Annotated in this window: 11 protein-coding genes; 10 read left to right on the forward strand and 1 reads right to left on the reverse strand. The window is 70.1% G+C overall.

Annotated features, from left to right (window positions below; translation table 11 throughout):
* The first annotated feature begins 140 nt into the window (after positions 1 to 140).
* The 8 genes from QTI20_RS15615 (at position 141) to QTI20_RS15650 (ending at position 8,132) form a co-directional block, all read left to right on the forward strand.
* The gene (locus tag QTI20_RS15615) at positions 141 to 1,247 is read left to right on the forward strand and encodes an aromatic ring-hydroxylating dioxygenase subunit alpha (protein WP_286552202.1); all 1,107 of its coding nucleotides are present in this window, start codon (positions 141 to 143) and stop codon (positions 1,245 to 1,247) included.
* The gene (locus QTI20_RS15620; RefSeq protein ID WP_286552204.1) at positions 1,244 to 2,020 is read left to right on the forward strand and encodes a GntR family transcriptional regulator; all 777 of its coding nucleotides are present in this window, start codon (positions 1,244 to 1,246) and stop codon (positions 2,018 to 2,020) included. The genes QTI20_RS15615 and QTI20_RS15620 overlap by 4 nt, the downstream gene beginning before the upstream one ends.
* A 30-nt stretch (positions 2,021 to 2,050) precedes the next feature.
* Positions 2,051 to 3,037 carry a PDR/VanB family oxidoreductase gene (locus QTI20_RS15625; protein ID WP_286552206.1) on the forward strand — a complete coding sequence of 329 codons (987 nt, stop codon included), beginning with the start codon at positions 2,051 to 2,053 and terminating at the stop codon, positions 3,035 to 3,037.
* A 276-nt stretch (positions 3,038 to 3,313) separates the two neighbouring features.
* The gene (locus QTI20_RS15630; RefSeq protein WP_286552207.1) at positions 3,314 to 4,489 is read left to right on the forward strand and encodes an ABC transporter substrate-binding protein; all 1,176 of its coding nucleotides are present in this window, start codon (positions 3,314 to 3,316) and stop codon (positions 4,487 to 4,489) included.
* 314 nt (positions 4,490 to 4,803) lie between these two features.
* Positions 4,804 to 5,676 (forward strand): branched-chain amino acid ABC transporter permease, encoded by an 873-nt coding sequence (locus QTI20_RS15635; RefSeq protein WP_219209814.1) that lies wholly within the window; start codon positions 4,804 to 4,806, stop codon positions 5,674 to 5,676.
* Positions 5,676 to 6,677, forward strand: a complete 1,002-nt coding sequence (locus QTI20_RS15640) for a branched-chain amino acid ABC transporter permease (protein WP_286552210.1) — start codon at positions 5,676 to 5,678, stop codon at positions 6,675 to 6,677. Before QTI20_RS15635 ends, QTI20_RS15640 begins: the two co-directional genes overlap by 1 nt.
* Positions 6,674 to 7,432: an ABC transporter ATP-binding protein gene (locus QTI20_RS15645; RefSeq protein ID WP_286552212.1), complete on the forward strand. Its 759-nt coding sequence runs from the start codon at positions 6,674 to 6,676 to the stop codon at positions 7,430 to 7,432. Before QTI20_RS15640 ends, QTI20_RS15645 begins: the two co-directional genes overlap by 4 nt.
* On the forward strand, positions 7,425 to 8,132 hold the full coding sequence (locus tag QTI20_RS15650; protein ID WP_286552214.1) for an ABC transporter ATP-binding protein: 708 nt from the start codon (positions 7,425 to 7,427) through the stop codon (positions 8,130 to 8,132). The genes QTI20_RS15645 and QTI20_RS15650 overlap by 8 nt, the downstream gene beginning before the upstream one ends.
* Here the strand turns inward: QTI20_RS15650 and QTI20_RS15655 are convergent, their stop codons facing one another.
* Positions 8,133 to 10,223, reverse strand: a complete 2,091-nt coding sequence (locus QTI20_RS15655; protein ID WP_286552216.1) for a sensor histidine kinase — start codon at positions 10,221 to 10,223, stop codon at positions 8,133 to 8,135.
* A 91-nt stretch (positions 10,224 to 10,314) separates the two neighbouring features.
* Here QTI20_RS15655 and QTI20_RS15660 point away from each other — a divergent pair, with 91 nt between their 5' ends.
* Both QTI20_RS15660 and QTI20_RS15665 read left to right on the forward strand, forming a co-directional pair.
* Positions 10,315 to 11,046: a response regulator transcription factor gene (locus QTI20_RS15660; RefSeq protein WP_286553436.1), complete on the forward strand. Its 732-nt coding sequence runs from the start codon at positions 10,315 to 10,317 to the stop codon at positions 11,044 to 11,046.
* Positions 11,047 to 11,414: 368 nt separating this feature from the next.
* Complete coding sequence (locus tag QTI20_RS15665) at positions 11,415 to 19,403, forward strand: SdrD B-like domain-containing protein (RefSeq protein WP_286552219.1); 7,989 nt, start codon at positions 11,415 to 11,417, stop codon at positions 19,401 to 19,403.
* Positions 19,404 to 19,436: the final 33 nt, after the last annotated feature.

Below are 19,436 nucleotides of genomic sequence, written 5' to 3' on the forward strand. Positions count from 1 at the left end.
GGTCTCCGTCGGATGGGGAACGAGCGCAGCATCGTATCGCCTCCGGGGCGGAGGATGATGTGTACAGAAGGCTCGGTACTTACCCTTGAAATGCGTTGAAGCACTGGATTTTTCGGAATTTCTGTATACATTGAGTATTCATGAAAACGCCCACGAGTGCCTTTCCGCTGAACGCCTGGTACGCCGCCGCCTATGACGTGGAAGTGCGCCACGCGCTGCTGCCGCGCACCGTCTGCAACCAGAAGCTGGTGCTGTTCCGCCGCACCGACGGCCAGGTGGCGGTGCTGGAAGACGCCTGCTGGCACCGGCTGATGCCGCTGTCGCTGGGTCGCCTCGAGGGCGACGAGCTGGTCTGCGGCTACCACGGCCTGGTCTACAACAGCCAGGGCCGCTGCACCCACATGCCGAGCCAGGAGACGCTCAATCCCTCGGCCTGCGTGCGCAGCTTTCCGGCGGTGGAGAAGCACCGCTTCGTCTGGATCTGGCCCGGCGACCCGGCCAAGGCCGACCCGGCGCTGGTGCCCGACATGCACTGGAACGACGACCCGGCCTGGGCCGGCGACGGCAAGATGATCCGCGTGAACTGCGACTACCGCCTGGTGGTCGACAACCTGATGGACCTCACGCACGAGACCTTCGTGCACGGCTCGTCCATCGGCAACCGCGCAGTGGCGGAGGCGCCCTTCGTCGCCACGCACGGCGACCGCTCGGCCACCGTCACGCGCTGGATGGAGGACATCGACCCGCCGCCCTTCTGGGGCAGCCAGATCCGCCACGCGCGCGGCTACACCGGCAAGGTCGACCGCTGGCAGATCATCCGTTTCGAAGGGCCGTGCACGGTGAACATCGACGTCGGCGTGGCCGAGGCCGGCAGCGGGGCGGTGCCGAAGGGCGAGCACCCGGGCGACCGCAGCAAGGGCGTCAACGGCTACGTGCTCAACACCATCACGCCCGAGACCGACAAGACCTGCCTGTACTTCTGGGCCTTCTCGCGCAACTACTGCATCGGCGAGCAGCGCCTCACGCACGAATTGCGCGAAGGCGTCTCGGGCATCTTCCGCGAGGACGAACTGGTGCTCGAGGCGCAGCAGAAGGCCATGGACGACCACCCCGACCACCGGTTCTACAACCTCAACATCGACGCCGGTTCGATGTGGGCGCGCAAGCTGATCGAGCGCATGGTCGAGAAGGAGCGGCCGGCGCGCGCCGCGATCCCGATCCACGCCGCCGAGGGGCAGGTCGCATGAAGGTGGCAGCCGTTCCTCCCGCCGCCGAGCCCGGCGACAGCGGCAGCTCGCAGGCCGTGAAGGCGCAGCTGCGGCTGCGCGAAATGATCCTCGCGGGCGAGCTGCCCGGCGGTGCGCGCATCGCCGAAGTGGCCATCGCCGAGCAGCTCGGCGTGTCGCGCACGCCGGTGCGCACCGCGCTGATGCGGCTCGAACAGGAAGGCCTGCTGGAAGCGCTGCCCAACGGCGGCTATGCGGTGCGCACTTTTTCCGAACGCGACGTGGCCGACGCCATCGAGCTGCGCGGCACGCTCGAAGGCCTGGTCGCGCGGCTCGCGGCCGAGCGCGGCGCGGCGCCGGTGGTGCTGCGCGAGGCGCGCGCCTGCCTGAGCCGCATCGACGAGCTGCTGCGCGAGCCCGCGCTCGACGACGCCGCCCTCTCGCGCTACGTGACGCACAACGAGCGCTTCCATGCGCTGCTGTGCGAGATGGCGGGCAGCCCGGTCATCGCGCAGCAGCTGGAGCGCGTGGTCAAGCTGCCCTTCGCCTCGCCCTCGGGCTTCGTCATCGTGCAGGCGAATGCGCCGGCCGCGCGCGACATGCTGGTGATCGCGCAGGACCAGCACGTCCAGGTGCTCGACGCCATCGAGTCGGGCGAGGGCTCGCGTGCCGAGGCGCTGATGCGCGAGCACAGCCGCATCGCGCGGCGCAACCTGCGCGAGGCGCTGCATGGCACGCCCACCGCCGCGCAGCGCCCCTTGCCCGGCGTGCAGCTGATCCGCCGCCGCGGCTGAGCGGCCGCCGGTTCCCCTGGGTGCCCTCGGATGAAAAGCGATCTCCAATGGCTGCAGGCGCAGCTCGTCGCGCTGCGCGACGTCACACCCACCGTGCGCGAATTCGAACTGCGCCCCGACGGCGGCTTCGCCAGCGTCCATGAGCCCGGCGCCCACCTGCAGGTGCAGGTGATGACCGCACAGGGCAGGCTACAGACCCGCTCGTACTCGCTGGTCGGCGAGGGTGACGGCCGGTGCTGGCGCATCGCGGTGAAGCGGCTCGACGACGGCCGCGGCGGTTCGCTGGCGATGTGGCGGCTGGGCGTCGGCGACCGCCTGCAGGTCAGCGCGCCGCAGAACCACTTCGCGCTCGACCTGGCCGCGCCCGGCTACCTGCTGGTGGCCGGTGGCATCGGCATCACGCCGCTGGTGGGGATGGCGCAGCGCCTCGGTGCCCATGCGCAACGCACCGGCGTGCCGGTGCGGATGCTCTACGGCGCGCGCCATGCGGGCGAGCTCGGCTACCTGCCGCAACTGCGGGCGGCGCTGGGCGAGCGGGTGTCGGCCCACGAAGGCGCGACCGCCATCGACTTCGACGCCGCCATCGCCGCGCTGCCGCCCGGCGGCCAGCTCTACACCTGCGGCCCGGTGCCGATGCTGGAAGCGATCAAGCGCGCCTGGCAGGCGGCCGGCCGCCCGCTCGAGGACCTGCGCTTCGAGACCTTCGGCAGCAGCGGCCGGCTGCCCACGCAGGCCTTCCAGGTGCGCATTCCGCGCCACGACCTGACGATCACCGTGCCGGCCGACAGCACGCTGCTCGACGCACTCGAGGCGGCCGGTGTGCAGACGCTCTCGGACTGCAAGCGCGGCGAATGCGGCCTGTGCACGATGGACGTGCTGGCCCTGGACGGGGAGCTCGACCACCGCGACGTGTTCCTCGGCGCCCACGAGAAAGCGGCGAACACGCGCATCTGCGCCTGCGTGTCGCGCGCCGTGGGCACGCTCACGCTCGACTCCGCCTACCGCCCGGACGCCTGAGGCCGCGATGCCGAGCCGATCACTCCAGCCGGTGCGGGATCTCTCGGGCCAGGGCGCGAGCCCGGGGGCATGCCCACATGCGTTTCCTGGGTGTGCGGCACGGGGGGACATGCCGGCCGCCCCGTCCTGTTGCGCGATCACCGCACATCGTGCATGGTGTTCGCGCACAATGCCGCCGCAGCATCGGTCGCCTAGGGGATTGCCGCGAAGTCGGCGCGCCCGGGCGTGTTCACAATGACGCCGGTTACGGCATTCCATATTCCTCAGGAGACAACCATGCAACGTCGCCATCTGGTCCAGGCCGCAGGCCTGGCCGCCATCGCACTGGCCCTGCCTTTCGCCGCGCAGGCGCAGACCACGCCCTTCAAGATCGGCCTGATCCTGCCCATGACCGGCCAATCGGCGTCCACCGGCCGCCAGATCGAAGCGGCCGCGCGCCTGTACATGGCCCAGAACGGCGACACCGTGGCCGGCCGCAAGATCGAGCTGATCGTCAAGGACGACACCGGCCTGCCCGACGTGACCAAGCGCCTGGCGCAGGAGCTGGTGGTGAACGACAAGGTCGGCGTGCTCGCCGGCTTCGGCCTGACGCCGCTGGCACTGGCCGTGGCGCCCATCGCCACCCAGTCGAAGACGCCCCAGCTCGTGATGGCCGCGGCCACCTCCAGCATCACCGAGGCCTCGCCCTACATCGTGCGCTCGGGCTTCACGCTGCCGCAGGTGTCGGTGCCCATGGGCGACTGGGCGCCCAAGAACGGCATCAAGACCGTGGTCACGCTGGTGGCCGACTACGGCCCCGGCAACGACGCCGAGAAGTTCTTCAGCGAGCGCTTCCAGCTCAACGGCGGCAAGGTGCTCGACAAGCTGCGCGTGCCGCTGCGCAACCCCGACTTCGCGCCCTTCCTCCAGAAGGTGCGCGACACCAAGCCCGATGCGCTGTTCGTGTTCGTGCCCTCGGGCGCGGGCGCGGCGGTGATGAAGCAGTTCCTCGAACGCGGCATGGACAAGGCCGGCATCCGGCTGATCGCGACCGGCGACGTGACGGACGACGACCAGCTCAACGACATGGGCGACGGCGCGCTGGGCGTGGTCACCTCGCACCACTACTCGGCCGCGCACCCGTCGGCGATGAACAAGAAGTTCGTCGAGGCCTTCGAGAAGGCCAATCCCAAGATGCGCCCCAACTTCATGGCCATCGGTGGCTACGACGGCATGCGCGTGATCTACGAAGCGCTCAAGGCCACCGGCGGCAAGGGCGACGGCACCGCGCTGCTGGAGAAGATGAAGGGCCAGATCTTCGAGAGCCCGCGCGGCCAGGTGCTGATCGACGCGCAGACCCGCGACGTGGTGCAGGACGTGTACCTGCGCAAGGTCGAGAAGAAGGACGGGCAGCTGTACAACGTCGAGTTCGACGTCATCAAGGGCGTGAAGGACCCTGGAAAGGCCAAGTAAAAGCGGGACCGGACTTCCGGACGCAGAAGGAAAACCAAGATGACGCAGAAGACGCGAAAGAAACCAAGAAGATTTCTTCGATCTTCTTTTGCGTCCTCTGCGAAACCTTCGCGTCTTCTGCGTCCGGCCATCCGTATTCCAGGGTCCGCCAAGTGAGCACAGGATCGGGCTTCCGGACGCAGAAGGAAGTCCCAAACGACGCAGAAGGCGCAAAAGGAAGCAGAAGACATTTCTGATTTTCTTTTCTGCGTCCTCTGCGAAACCTCCGCGTCCTCTGCGTCCGGCCATCCGTATTCCCGCGTCCCGACTGAACCATGCTGACCATTCTTTTCGACGGCATCGCCTACGGCATGCTCCTCTTCGTGCTCGCGGTCGGGCTGGCCGTGACGCTGGGGCTGATGAACTTCATCAACCTCGCGCACGGCGCGTTCGCCATGGCGGGCGGCTACCTCACGGTGTTCGCGATGCAGAAGCTGGGCATCCCCTTCCTGCTGTGCCTGCCGCTGGCCTTCGTGGTGGTGGGCGGTGCCGGCGCGCTGCTGGAGCGCACGCTCTACCGGCCGATGTACGGCAAGTCGCACCTGGACCAGGTGCTGTTCTCCATCGGCCTGACCTTCATGGCGGTGGCGGCCATCGACTATTTCGTCGGCTCCTCGCAGCAGAACATCCAGCTGCCCGAGTGGCTGCGCGGGCGCACCGAACTCGGCGACGGCGCCTGGATGCTGGGCATGGGCCACTACCGGCTGTTCATCGTCGCGGTGTGCGCGGTGCTCACCGTGGTGCTGCAGCTGATCCTGTCGAAGACGCGCTTCGGCAGCCGGCTGCGTGCCGCGGTCGACGACCCGCGCGTGGCCTCGGGCCTGGGCATCGACGTCAACCGCGTGTTCCTGCTGACCTTCGCGGTCGGCTCGGGCCTGGCCGGCCTCGGCGGCGCGCTGGGCGCGGAGATCCTGGGGCTCGACCCGACCTTCCCGCTCAAGTACATGATCTATTTCCTGATCGTGGTCTCGGTCGGCGGCACCTCGTCGATCACCGGCCCGCTCGCGGCCGCGCTGCTGCTCGGCGTGGCCGACGTGGCGGGCAAGTACTTCATTCCGAAGATGGGCGCGTTCACCGTCTACCTGCTGATGATCCTGATCCTGATGTGGCGCCCGCAGGGCCTGTTCACCCGCAAGGGAGGTCGCTGATGGACGCCCCGTCCGCCGCCGACTTCCAGTCGGTCCTGCTGCGCAAGGCCCGCTGGCACCCGCTCGAGTTCGTGGCCTGGGCCGCGGCCTTCGCGCTGCCGCTGGTCATGCCCTCGCATTCGCTGCTGGTCAACGAGATCGCCATCGTCGCGCTGTTCGCGATGTCGCTCGACCTGATCCTCGGCTACACCGGCATCGTCTCGCTGGGCCACGCGGCCTTCTTCGGTTTCGGCGCCTATGCGGCCGCGCTGTTCGCCAAGCTCGTGATGCCCGACCCGACCGTGGGCCTGGTGTTCGCGACCGTGCTGTCGGCCGTGCTGGGCCTGGTCGCCAGCGTCACGATCCTGCGCGGCAGCGACCTCACGCGGCTTATGGTCACCCTGGGCACCGCGCTGCTGCTGCTGGAACTGGCCAACAAGCTCGACTGGCTCACCGGCGGCGCCGACGGCCTGCAGGGCGTGGTGATGGGGCCGGTGCTGGGCCTGTTCGAATTCGATCTCTACGGCCGCACGGCCGCCTGGTACTCGCTGGCCGTGATGCTGCTGCTGTTTTTGCTGATGCGTCGGCTGGTGCATTCGCCCTTCGGCGCCACGCTCAAGGCGATCCGCGACAACCGGCTGCGCGCCATGGCCATCGGCATCCCGGTGGTGTCGCGGGTCGCGGTCATCTACACCCTCGCGGCCGGCGTGGCCGGCGCCGCGGGCGCGCTGCTGGCGCAGACCACGGGCTTCGCCTCGCTCGACGTGCTGGCCTTCGACCGCTCGGCCGACGTGCTGCTGATGCTGGTGATCGGCGGCGTGGGCTGGCTCTATGGCGGCGTGGTGGGCGCCATCGTGTTCAAGCTGCTGCAGACCTGGCTGTCGGCCGTGACGCCGCAGTACTGGATGTTCTGGATCGGCCTGATCCTGGTGCTGCTGGTGCTGGTGGGGCGCGACCGCCTGTTCAAGCCCTGGACCTGGTTCGGTGCCGGCGCGAAGAAAAAGAAGGAGGGCGCGGCATGAGCGACACCGTGCTCTCGACCCATGGCCTGGTGATGCGCTTCGGCGGCATCACCGCCACCCACGACGTGTCGATGGAATTGAAGCGCGGCGCACGCCATGCGCTGATCGGCCCCAACGGCGCGGGCAAGACCACGCTGATCAACCAGCTGACCGGTGTGCTCACGCCGAGCGAAGGCCGCATCACCTTGCTGGGCGAAGACATCACGACCCTGGCGCCGCACAAGCGGGTGGCGCGCGGGCTGGTGCGCACCTTCCAGATCAACCAGCTCTTCGATTCGATGACGCCGCTCGAGACGCTGGTGCTGGTGGTGTCGCAGCACCGCGGCCTGGGCGCGCAATGGTGGCGGCCGCTGGGTTCGAACACGGCGGTGACGGCGCGCGCGGCGCAGCTGCTCGAGCAGTTCCACCTGGCCGACGTGGCGCGCCAGCCCACCAGGCAGCTGGCCTACGGCAAGCGCCGGCTGCTGGAGATCGCGATCGCGCTGGCCTGCGAGCCGCGCGTGCTGCTGCTCGACGAGCCGGTGGCCGGCGTGCCCGCGGGCGAGCGCGAGGAGCTGCTGCAGACCGTGTCCGCGCTGCCGGCCGAAGTCACGGTGCTGCTGATCGAGCACGACATGGACCTGGTGTTCGGCTTTGCCGACCGCATGACGGTGCTGGTCAACGGCGCGGTGCTGACCGAGGGCACGCCCGAGGCCATCGCGGCCGATCCGCGCGTCAAGGAGGTCTACCTGGGCCATGGAGCCACGCATGAGTGAAACGCTGCTGCAGATCGAGAACCTGCGTGCAGGCTACGGCGAGGCGGTGGTGCTCGACGGCGTGTCCTTCGCGCTGGCCGAGGGCCGCACGCTGGCGCTGCTGGGCCGCAACGGCACCGGCAAGACCACGCTGATCAACACGCTGGCCGGCGTCACGCGCCAGCACGGCGGGCGCATCGCGCTCGCCGGCACCGTGCTCGACCGGCTCGCGCCGCACCGCCGCGCGGCCGCCGGCATCGGCTGGGTGCCGCAGGAACGCAACATCTTCAAGTCGCTCACCGTGCACGAGAACCTGAGCTCGGTGCAGCGCCCGGGCAAGTGGACGCCGGAGGGCGTCTACGCGATGTTCCCGCGGCTGGCCGAGCGCAAGGGCAACCTGGGCACGCAGCTCTCCGGCGGCGAGCAGCAGATGCTCGCGGTCGGCCGCGCGCTGGTGCTCAACCCGCGGCTGCTGCTGCTCGACGAGCCGCTCGAAGGGCTGGCGCCGATCATCGTGGAAGAGCTGCTGCGCGCGATCCGCCGCATCACGCAGGCCGAGGGCCTGGCGGCGATCATCGTCGAGCAGCATCCGCAGGCCGTGCTCGCGATCTCCGACGAGGCGGTGGTGCTCGACCACGGCCGCGTGGTGCATGCCTCGAGCGCACCCGCGTTGCGCGCGCAGCCCGAATTGCTCGACCGCCTGCTGGGCGTGGCGCGGTAGTTACAGCGCCGCGAAATCCGAGCGCGGCGGCGGCGGAGGCGGCGTGGTGGGCAGCACCAGGCGGAAGGTCGAGCCGCCGTCGCCGGTCGCGACCAGGCGCACCTCGCCGCCATGCCGGCGCGCGATCTCGCGCGACAGGTGCAGCCCCAGGCCCGAGCCCGGCACCTTGGCCATGCGCGCCGAACGGTAGTAGGGCTCGAAGATGTGCTGCGCCTCGTCGGGCGCCACGCCGACGCCCTGGTCGATCACGTCGATCGACACGCCGTCCGCCTCGCCCGTGAGCACCACGCGCACGCCGCGCTCGGAGGGCGAGTACTTGAGTGCGTTGTGCATCAGGTTCTGCAGCGCGATCTCCAGCAGCGAGCGGTCGGCCTCGACCTCGGGCGCGTGGACCCGCGCCTCGAGCCGCAGGCGCCGGGCGCCGGGCAGGTTGAAGGTGTCGCACAGCCCGCGCAGCAGCAGTTCGACGTCCACCGGCTCCAGCCGCAGCGGGCGCTGCTCGAGCTGCAGCCGGTCGGCGGTCAGGATGTTCTCGATCAGCATCGAGAGCCGCTGCACCGAGCGCCTGATCTTCGCGGTGCGCGGCTTCACCGTCGGGTCGGCGCCGAGCGCGGAGATGTCGAGCGATTGCGCGGCCGCGTCGATCACCGCCAGCGGCGTGCGGAATTCGTGCGACACCATCGAGACGAACTCGTGCTGCTGCTTGATCGCATTGCGCTTGACTTCGATCGACTGCAGCAGCCGTGTCTCCAACAGCCCGCGCTTCTTGATCTCGTCGCGCAGCGCCACGTTGGCGCGCGCCAGTTCGGCGGTGCGCTGCATCACCTTGACCTCGAGCGCCTGCTCGGCATCGCGCGTGACGGACCACACGCGTTCCTTCTCGAGGCGGTAGTTGCGCTCCGCATGCCGGGTCCGGTCGGCCACCGCCACGTTGAGCAGCACCAGGTGCGTGAGGGTGCCGAGCAGATGCAGGTCCTCGCCGAGGCTGCCGGGCAGGGCCTGGCCGAGCCAGGTCTGGAACATCGCATAGAGGCCCAGCAGCGTGCTCACCGAGAACGCGGCGGCGGGCAGCAGGTAGCGCCAGCGCCGGCGCACCCCGATCAGGTAGCAGACGAAGAGCGCGCCGAACAGCGTCGACACCAGGCCGCCGGTGGCGAGCCAGGGCGCGACCGTGGCCGGGTGGCCCGCCAGCACCGGCGCCAGGGCCGCCAGGTTGCAGGCGACCATCAGGTCGAAGAAGCGCGCCGCCCAGCGTGAATGGCGCCGGAAGCCGAAGATCCGCGCCATGAACGCCGTGGCCACCGCGTTGAACACGCATTGCGTCGCCAGCATGATCTGGTCGAAGGGCAGCGCGCGCGCGGGTGCGAGCCACTGGGTCGCATAGCCCATGCGCAGCACCAGCAAGGCGCACAGCACGGACAGGTAGAGCGCGTAGTGGGCATAGAGCCCTTCCTTGAGCCAGGCCCAGAAGCACAGGTTCATGCAGATCGCCAGCGCCACCGCGCCCAGCAGCGCGCCGATGAGGACGTAGTCGGTGCCGCGCTCGCGCTCGAAGCCCGCGGGTTGCCAGAGTTCGAACTGCGCCTGCAGGGGGCCGGCCTCGTTGTGCAGCCGCACGAAGTAGTGCGCGGGTGCCGTGCCGACCGTCAGCGGAAAGACGAAGTGGTGGTCGGCGATCTCGCGCTCTGCGAAGGGCAGGCCCGCGCCCAGGGCCGTGGCGACATGGCCGCCTCGGCCGTCGGGCGCGTAGAGCGTCAGCGCGTGCAGGCGCGCCGGCAGGACACGCAGCAGCCAGCGTTCCGGCGTCTCGGGCGCCCGGGCCAGCGCCAGGCGCAGCCAGACCACGTCGTGGGTGAAGCCCGCGGCGAGCGGGCGCGTCAGCGGCACGAAGTCCTGGCTGGGCTGCCCCTGGCTCACGGCCCCGATGTCCCAGGCGCCCGACGGATCGCTCAGCACGTCGACGGCGCCCGCCGGCAGCAGGGCGTGCGCCAGGCCGTCCGCCGGCGCCAGCGTCAAGAAGGCCCAGGCCGGCGCGGCCAGACACAGGCAAAGCGCCGCCAGGCAGCGTCGCAGCAACGGGAAAAAAGACATCGGAGGAGGGGCGTCGCAGAACAAAAGACCGGCAGGAGCGAATTTCTGCCGAACGCCATCGAAATGACGTAATTACAATTTATTAAGAATGATGAAAATTATCACCACACCTCGGCGCTTGCGTGTTCATGTTCTGGAAGACGATGACGATCTTCGCGAAGAAATGCTCTTTAGCCTGGCTGCGCTGGGTTTTCAGACCGCCGGCTTTCCGACGGCGCCCGAGTTCTACAAGGCTTTTGCGATCGCGCCCTGCGATGTGGCAGTGATCGATATCGGCCTGCCGGGTGAAAGCGGGCTGTCGGTCGTGTCCCATCTGCGCGCCGCGGGCGGCGTGGGCGTGGTGCTGGTCACGGCGCGCGGCCAGCTCGACGAGCGGCTGCTGGGCCTGCGCAGCGGCGCCGACGCCTACCTGGTGAAGCCGGTGCACATCGACGAACTGGCCGAGACCCTGAACGCGCTGGGGCGACGCCTGCCCCCCGCGGCGGCGCCGGCGCCGGTGGCGGCGAGCGCGCCGCCCGCGCCCGCCGAGGTGCGCGCCGGCACCTGGCGGCTGCTGGAAGGCGAGTGGATCGTCGCCGATCCCAACGGGCTGGAGATGAAGCTCACGACCAGCGAACGGGCCTTCATGGGCTGCCTGTTCCGCCGCCGCGGCCAGACCGTGAGCCGCGACGAACTGATCCTGGCGCTGGGCGGCGACGTGTTCGATTTCGACGGCCATCGCGTCGACGCCATCGCCAGCCGGGTCCGCCGCAAGGCCCGCAAGCTGGGCATGCGCCTGCCGCTGTATTCGGTGCGCGGCACCGGCTACGTGCTGGCCAAGTAGAAAACCTTTCCCTCCGTCCGTCGGCAAAGAACAGGCGCCCGAAACCGTCGGGTGCCATGCCGTGCTGCGCATTTCGCATTTAAAAGTGTGTGGTATTTCCGGTTTTGGATGGAATTGATCTGCAATTGCGCGGGCAGTTTGCATTTGACGAATTCCAAAGTATTCCGGATCGTCACAAATTGTCAATAAGTGTCAATAACTCGGTTTGAATGTAACCGGGATGCACAAGAACAATCGCGGCCGTCGAAAGCCTCCCCCGCAACGCGCTTGATCGCGCAAGGAGGTTTTTCGGAGCACTGCCGCCCACGACGGACGCCGCGCGCCATGCGCGGCATCCGGGCGGCGTCACTCATGACCGACCGCACGCAATGACCATCCTGAGTATTTCGAGAGTCTGTTCCCTCACGGGCCTCGCCACCGCCGCGCAAGCCGCCAGGCGCTTCGTCCTTCTCGCCGCCTCGTCGCTGCTGATGGCCGGCGCCGCGCAGGCCGCCACCCAGATCTCCAGCGTGGTGCCCACGCCGGAGATCGTCCCGGCGGGGGGCACCGTGAGCACGGCGATCGGCGTCTCGGACGACAACGGCAACGCGGTCGGCGCGCCGGGCACCTCGTTCACCTTCACGATCCCGGCCAACACCGTCTACCGGGGCACGGGCGCCGTGCCCGTGGGCAGCTGCACGTCCAGCGTGGCGGTGGGCGACGCGGGGCCGGGCACGGTCAGCTGCAGCGGCATCACGCTGGCCGGCGGCCAGACCCGGGTGTTCGAGGTGCTGCTGCAGACGCGGGCCCAGGGCACGCTCACCGTGGTGGCCACGCCCCAGGGCAGCAACCCGCCGGTGCCCAAGACCATCACGGTGAACCAGGGCGCGGACATCGCGCTCGTCATGACCGCGCCGAGCACGGCCGGCAGCGGCAGCACGCAGTCGGTGGTGTTCAGGCTCACCAACAACGGCCCGGATGCGAGCTCGGGTTCGGCGCTGACCTATCCGCTGCCGCCGGGCTTCAGCGTGACGCAAGCGCCCGCGGGCTGCGCCATCGCCGCGAACACGCTGAGCTGTACGGCCGGCGCCTTGGCGCTGGGGGCGAGCCAGAGTTTCACGGTCAATGGCACGGTCAGCGCCGCCACGGGCTCGACGATCACCCACCAGGCGAGCGTGACGCCGACCGGCAGCGTCGGTGACGGCGTCTCGAGCAACAACGCCGCCACCGCCAACACCACGGTGAGCGCGGGCAGTGCGCTGGCGATGGCCAAGAGCCACGACGGCGGCCAGATCCTGACCGGCCAGCGCTTCAACTTCACGCTGTCGCCGTCGTTCAGCGGCAGCCCACCGGTCGGCGTGACGGTCACCGACGAGATCCCGGCGAACTTCCGGATCGAACCGCCCATCGCCGCGCCCGCCGGCTGGACCTGCAGGGTCGACGGCCAGACCGTGACCTGCACGCGCGTCGACATCGGCGGCGCCGGTGGCTCCAACGTCGCGCTCGGCAACATCGTCGTGCCGGTGACCGCGATGACGCCCGGCGCACCGATCACCAACAGCGCGACGGTGCGCTCCGGCGGCCCGCTGGCGGATTCGAAGACCGGCACGGCCGCGGCCAACGTGGCGCTGTCCGACACCGACTTCCGCGTCGGCAAGAGCCTGTCCACGGGCCAGTTGAACGTGCCGCTGAACACGGCGTTCAACTACGTGCTGAGCTCCATGAACCTCGGTGGCACCCGCCTGCTGAGCGGCAGCAGGATCACGCTGGTGGACAACGTGCCGGCCGGCGTGCAGATCACCGCCCGGCCCTCGGGCACCGGCTACGTCTGCACGGTGAACGGAGGCGTGCCCGCCGCCTACCCGGTGAACGGCCCGGCCCTGGTGTCGTGCGAACGCACGCTGAGCGCCGATCTCCCCGTGAATGCGTCGGGCGGCACCGTGAACATCCCGTCCATCGTCCCGACATTGCCGGCGAATGGCCCGATCAGCAACCAGGCCTGCGTCAACGTCGCTCTGGGCAACGGCACCGATCCCGACACCCAGACCGGCAACGACTGCACCACGATCGGCACCGGCATCGACGAGTCGGCGACACAGGCCGACGTGCTCGTGCTCAAGCGCGTGGTCGGCATCGGCAGTACCGCTGGCAACCGGCAGGTGGCCGGCCAGCCGGTGAAGTGGGAGATCGAAATCGTGAACCGCGGCCAGTCGGTGGCCCGGGACGTGGCGGTCACCGACACCTTCCGGAGCGTGGTGGGGTCCAGCGCCAGCACGGTGCTGCAGACGCCCAACGGCGCCACTTTCGGCGGCAGCTGCAGCGTCGGCACGCCCGGCGCGGCCGGCGGCGATGCCCCGCTGCAGGACTGCAACATCACGACGCTGCCGGTCTGCCGCGCGAGCACCGAGGCACCGAGTGCATTGCCCCTGTGCCCGGTGATCGCGGTGGATGTGCGCCACTACGGCAACGGCACGTCGGCCACCAGCCACGACTTCTCGATCGCCAACACGGCGAACGCGTTGGCGGCCACGCCGGCCGACCCCAACCTCGCCAACAACAAGGCCGACGCGACCGCCTACTACACGGCGCTGGTCGACGTGACCGTGGACAAGAGCGCCAACCCCACGCCGGTCAAGGTCGGGCAGCTGCTGACCTACGTGATCACCGCGAAGAACCGCACCTTCGCCGACCTGAGCTACAGCACGGCCTACGACGTGCAGATCGACGACACCTTGCCGCCCAACCTGATGTTCATCTCGGCCACGCCGAGCGGTGGCGGCACATGTGCCGTGCAGCCGAACACCACGCAGCCGGTCGGTCCGTCAGCGAACAACAAGCTGACCTGCAGCTGGACCAGCATCGCCCGCGGTGCGCAGCAGACAGTCCGGGTCGAGATGCGTCCGCTGGCGGTGTTGAACGGCAGCACCGTCACCAACAACGTGGTGGTCTCCACGAAGACGCCGGAGAACGTCAACAACAACAACAGCAGTTCGGCGCCGGCGAACGTCACCGCGCCCGACTACGACCTGGTGGTGGCCAAGACCGACTCGGTCGACCCGGCGATGTCGGACGAGGAAGTGCGCTACACCATCACGCTGTCGAACAACCGTCCCTCGACCGCCGAGAACGTGCGGCTGGTCGACACCCTGCCGACCGTCGGCACGATCCCCGGCCAGGCGGCGCCCACCTTCGTCTCTGCCGCCATTCCGGCCAATGCACCGCCCGGCACCACCATCGACCTCAGCGGCGTGACCGTCGGCCAGCCCGGCGGGCAGGTCGTGTTCAACGTGCCCGTGCTCGGCGGCAGCGGCAGCGGGAACACCGGCGAGCTCAGCACGCTGCAGTTCACGGTGGTGCTCAAGGGCGTCGGCAAGGGCATCTTCACGAACAACGTCAAGGCCTCGTTCGCGGACGCTTCGCTGGATCAGTACGACGCCCAGCCCGGCAACAACGCCATCGGCGAGAACACCACCTTCCGCTTCCGCGCCGACGTCGAGGTGGTGGGCAAGCAGGCCGTCGCCAGCGGCACCACGACACCGCTCACGACCGTGGCCGGCACCCAGGTCTTCGACTGGCTGGTGCAGGTGCGCAACAACGGGCCGCAGGCGGCCGAAGACACCACCTTCCGCGACACGCTGCCCGGCGGCATGCAGATCGCCGCGGCGCCGGTGTTCACCGTGACCGGCGGCAGCTTCACGCCGGCCGCGCCGAGCTGCGTCGCGACCGTCGGCGGCAACAGCGTGGTCTGCCCGATCGCCTCGATGCCCAACGGCGGCACGGCCACGGTCCGCATCCCGGTGCGCTTCACGCCGAGCAACCTGCCGGCGCAGAACGCGGTCTTCACCAACACCGCGACCATCGTCACCACCGGTTCGGGCGACACCAACGGCGGCAGCGATCCGATGGCGGGCAACAACCACAACGCGGGCCAGGTGACGGTGCAGAACAGCACGCTGAGCGGCCGGGTCTACGAGGACCTGAACGGCAGCGGCCAACCCGACGCGGGCGAGCCCGGCATCGCGGGCGTGACCCTCACGCTCACCGGCACCGACGCCCAAGGCAACGCCGTGCCGCCGATGACGGTCGTGACCGACGCCAGCGGCAACTGGTCCTTCACCGTCCCGCCCGGCACCTACACCGTGACCGAGACCCAGCCCGCGGCCTACCAGCCGGGCATCACGCGCGCCGGCGCCGTCACCGGCACCGGCAACGCCGGCATCGTGCCGACCACCGGCGCGGGCGTCACCAGCGGGCCCAACGGCTCCAACGCCAACACGGTGCAGAACATCGTGCTGGGCGCGGGCGCCTCCTCCAGCGGCAACAACTTCGGCGAGGTGCGCCCCGCATCCATCGCGGGCCGGGTCTACCACGACGCCGACTACAGCGGCGCGTCGAGCGCGGGCGACCCGGGCATCGGCAACGTGACGGTGACGCTGAGCGGCACCGACATGTTCGGCAACGCGATCACGCCGATCGCCCTCACCACGGCGGCCGGCACCGGCAACTACAGCTTCCCCGACCTGCAGCCGGGCCGCTATGCGCTGGCCGAGACGCAGCCCGCGAACTTCGCCGACGGCCCCGACACCGCGGGCAGCGCGGGCGGCAGCACCGCGACCAGCGACCAGATCACGGCCATCGCGCTGGGCTCGGGCGTGGCCGCCACCGGCTACGACTTCGGCGAACTGCTGACCCGCATCCCGGTGCAGGTCTTCGTCGACGACAACAACGACGGCGTGCCGCAGGCCGGCGAGAACGGCATCCCCAACGTGATCGTGCGCCTGACCGGCACCGACGCCGCGGGCAACCCGGTGAACCTGCTGGCCGTGCCCACCGGCACGCCGGGCGGCTACGAGTTCCGCAACGTGCCGCCCTCGAACGGCACCGGCTACACCATCACCGAGACCCAGCCCGCCAACTACGCGCCGGGCAAGGCCAACGCCAACGGCAACCCCGGCACGGCGCAGCCCGGCGGCGACGTGATCACCGGCGTGACGGTCTCGGGCACGGCACCGCCGCTGTCGCAAGGCCCCTACTACTTCGGCGAACTGGTGCCGGGCGGCATCAGCGGCCGGGTCTACTACGACCGCGACGGCGACGGCGTGCAGACCGGCACCGAGCCCGGCCTGGGCGGCGTGACCGTCACGCTGAGCGGCACCGACGCCAACGGCAATGCGGTCTCGCGCACGACCACCACCGCGCCCAACGGCGACTACAGCTTCCCCAACCTCGCACCGGGCAGCTACACGCTGACCGAGACGCGCCCCGCGGGCTACGAGCCGGGCCTCACGCGCGCCGGCACCGTCAGCGGCACGAACAGCGCGCCGGGCAGCGTGCCGGCCACCGGCAACGGCACCACCTCCGGCCCGCGCGGCTCGACCTCGAACGTGATCCAGAACATCGTGCTGGGCGCGAACGGCGCGGGCTCCACCGGCAACAACTTCTCGGCCGTCAAGCCGGCCAGCCTGTCGGGCCATGTCTATGCCGACGTGGCGCCGGCCAACGGCGTGCGCGATACGGGCGAGCCCGGCATCGCGGGCGTGACCGTCACCGTCACCGGCACCGACTTCCTCGGCAACACCGTGACGCAGACGCTGACGACCGACGTCGACGGCCTCTACAGCACCAAGACCCTGCTGCCCGGCACCTACCGCATCGACGAGACCCAACCCGCCGGCATGGCCGACGGCAGGGAGAGCGTCGGCACCGTGGGCGGCGTGCCGCGCGGCACCGCCAACCCCGGCGGCGTGAACGACCGCATCGGCGACATCGTGCTGGCCTCGGAGGAGGTGGGCATCGGCTACGACTTCGGCGAGCTCGGCGGCCAGATCGCCGGCTGGGTCTACGTCGACGGCAACAACGACGGCGTGCGCCAGCCTGGCGAGCCCGGCATCCCGAACGTGACGCTGACGCTCACCGGCCGCTCCGCGAGCGGACTGGCGGTGAACGCCACCGTCGTCACCGACGCCACCGGCCGCTACGTCTTCACCGGCCTGCTGCCGGCCGACGCGGCGGGCTACACCATCCGCGAGACGCAACCCGTGACCTACGCCGACGGCCTGGACGCGGTCGGCACGCTCGAGGGCGTGCGCAGCGGCACGCTGGGCAACGACGTGATCGGCGCCATCGCCTATGCGGGCGGCAACGGCGACGACTACAACTTCGGCGAACGCGGCGCCTCGCTGGCCGGCGCGGTCTACAACGACGCGAACGGCAACGGCACGCGCGACCCGCAGGACCTGCCGATCGCCGGCGTGACGATCACGCTGACCGGCACCGACGCGGCCGGCAACCCGGTGACGCGCACCGCCGTCACCGACGCCAACGGCAAGTACACCTTGCCCAACCTGCCGATGCCCGACGGCAACGGCTACACGCTGACCGAGACGCAGCCCGCGGGCTACGACGAAGGCATCGCCAAGCCCGGCACGCTGGGCGGCACGGCGCAGGGCCCGAACGTGATCGTGGTGAAGTTCAACACCCCGGCCGTCGACGGCACGGGCTACGACTTCAGCGAGCGCAGCAACCAGCCCGCGGCGCTCTCGGGCAAGGTCTGGTTCGACGCCAACCACAACCGCACGAAGGACGGCGGCGAGGGCGGCGGCGAAGGCTGGACCGTCGAGCTGATGCGCTGCGCCGACGGCGGCAACGCCTGCGCCGAGAACGCGCTGGTGCCGCAGTACAGCGTGGTCACCGGCGCCGACGGCAGCTACCGCTTCGGCGACCTCACGCCGGGCGAGTACCGCGTGCGCTTCCGCACGCCCGACGGCCGCATCGTCGGCGGCACCTGGCCCACCGACCCGGCGCAGAACGGCGCGGGCGGTGCCTACCCGACGCCGCCGGCCAGCGACCCGCGCTACTCGATCAAGGTGCGCGTGACGCCGGGCGCCAACATCGTCCAGCAGGACCTGCCCTACGACCCGGGTGGCGTGGTCTACGACAGCATCAGCGCCACGCCCGTGCCCGGCGCGGTCGTGACCCTGGTCGGCCCGCCCGGCTTCGACCCGGCCCAGCATCTGCTGGACGGCCGCGACAGCTACACCACCGGCGTGGCCGGCGGCTACGACTTCTTCCTGCTGCCGGGCGCGCCGGCAGGCGAGTACCGGCTGGCGATCACGCCGCCGGGCGCCTACCTGCCGTCGTCGATCTTCCCGGCCGCGGCCGGCACCTTCGGCACGCAGAACTGCTCGGCGCCGGCCAACGGCCCGGTGCCGGCGCAGACCAACCCCTGCGTGATGAGCCCGGGCGGTGCGCTGGTCGCGGGTGCGGGCTACTACCTGAGCTTCCAGATGCCCGCGGGCGGCGGACAGCGCGTGGTGGCCAACAACATCCCGCTGGACCCGGCCAACTCGACCCTGATCGAGCTGCGCAAGACCACCTCGAAGCTGACGGTCAAGAAGGGCGAGCTGCTGCCCTACCGCATCACGGCGCGCAACACGCGCGGTGTGCCGCTGAGCAACCTGGCGGTGGTCGACACGCTGCCGCCGGGCTTCCGCTACGTGCAGGGCTCGCTCTCGGTGCGCACGCTGCCCGGTGGCGTGGCGCTGCCGGTGGTGCCGCAGGTCAACGGCCGCCAGCTGATCGTGCCCGGCCAGAACTTCGCCGGCAACGAGACCAAGGAATACGTGATGGTCGCCGGCGTGGGGGTGGGCGTGGGCGAGGGCGAGTACGTCAACCAGGTGATCGTCAACCAGGGCGTGGGCGGCCGCGTGCTGTCGAACCTCGCCACGGCGGCGGTGCGCGTGATCCCCGATGCGCTCTTCGACTGCACCGACGTGATCGGCACCGTGTACGACGACAAGAACGCCAACGGCTACCAGGACCAGGGCGAGCCGGGCCTGGCCAACGTGCGCGTCGCGACCGTCAACGGCGTGCTGGTGACCACCGATGCCGAAGGCCGCTACCACATCGCCTGCGCCGCGATCCCGAAGGAAGGCACCGGCAGCAACCTGGTGCTCAAGGTGGACGAACGCACGCTGCCCTCGGGCTACCGCACCACCAGCGAGAACCCGGCGGCCGAACGCGCCACGCGCGGCAAGGTGCTGAAGGTCAACTTCGGCGCCACCGTGCACCGCGTGGTGCGTCTGGCCCTGCAGTCGAACGCCTTCGACGCCGGCGGCACCGCGCTGCGCGCCGAGCACGCGGCGCAGATCGCGCAGACCGTGACCGCGCTGGCCGAGAAGCCCTCGGTGCTGCGCCTGGCCTACCGCGCCGCGGCCGGCGAGCCGGCGTCGCTGGGCGAGGCCCGGACCGCGGCGCTCAAGGCCGAGCTGCTGGCGCGCTGGAAGCAACTCGGCCGCGCGCGCGTCGACAAGGGTGACGCGCCTCTCTTCAACCTGGACATCGAGGTCGAGCTGGTGCCCGCCTCCGTGACGCCATGAGGCCCGGAGCCCCCACCGCCATGAACGACACCC

The organism is Variovorax sp. J2P1-31 (genome assembly GCF_030317215.1).
Classification (GTDB): domain Bacteria; phylum Pseudomonadota; class Gammaproteobacteria; order Burkholderiales; family Burkholderiaceae_C; genus Variovorax.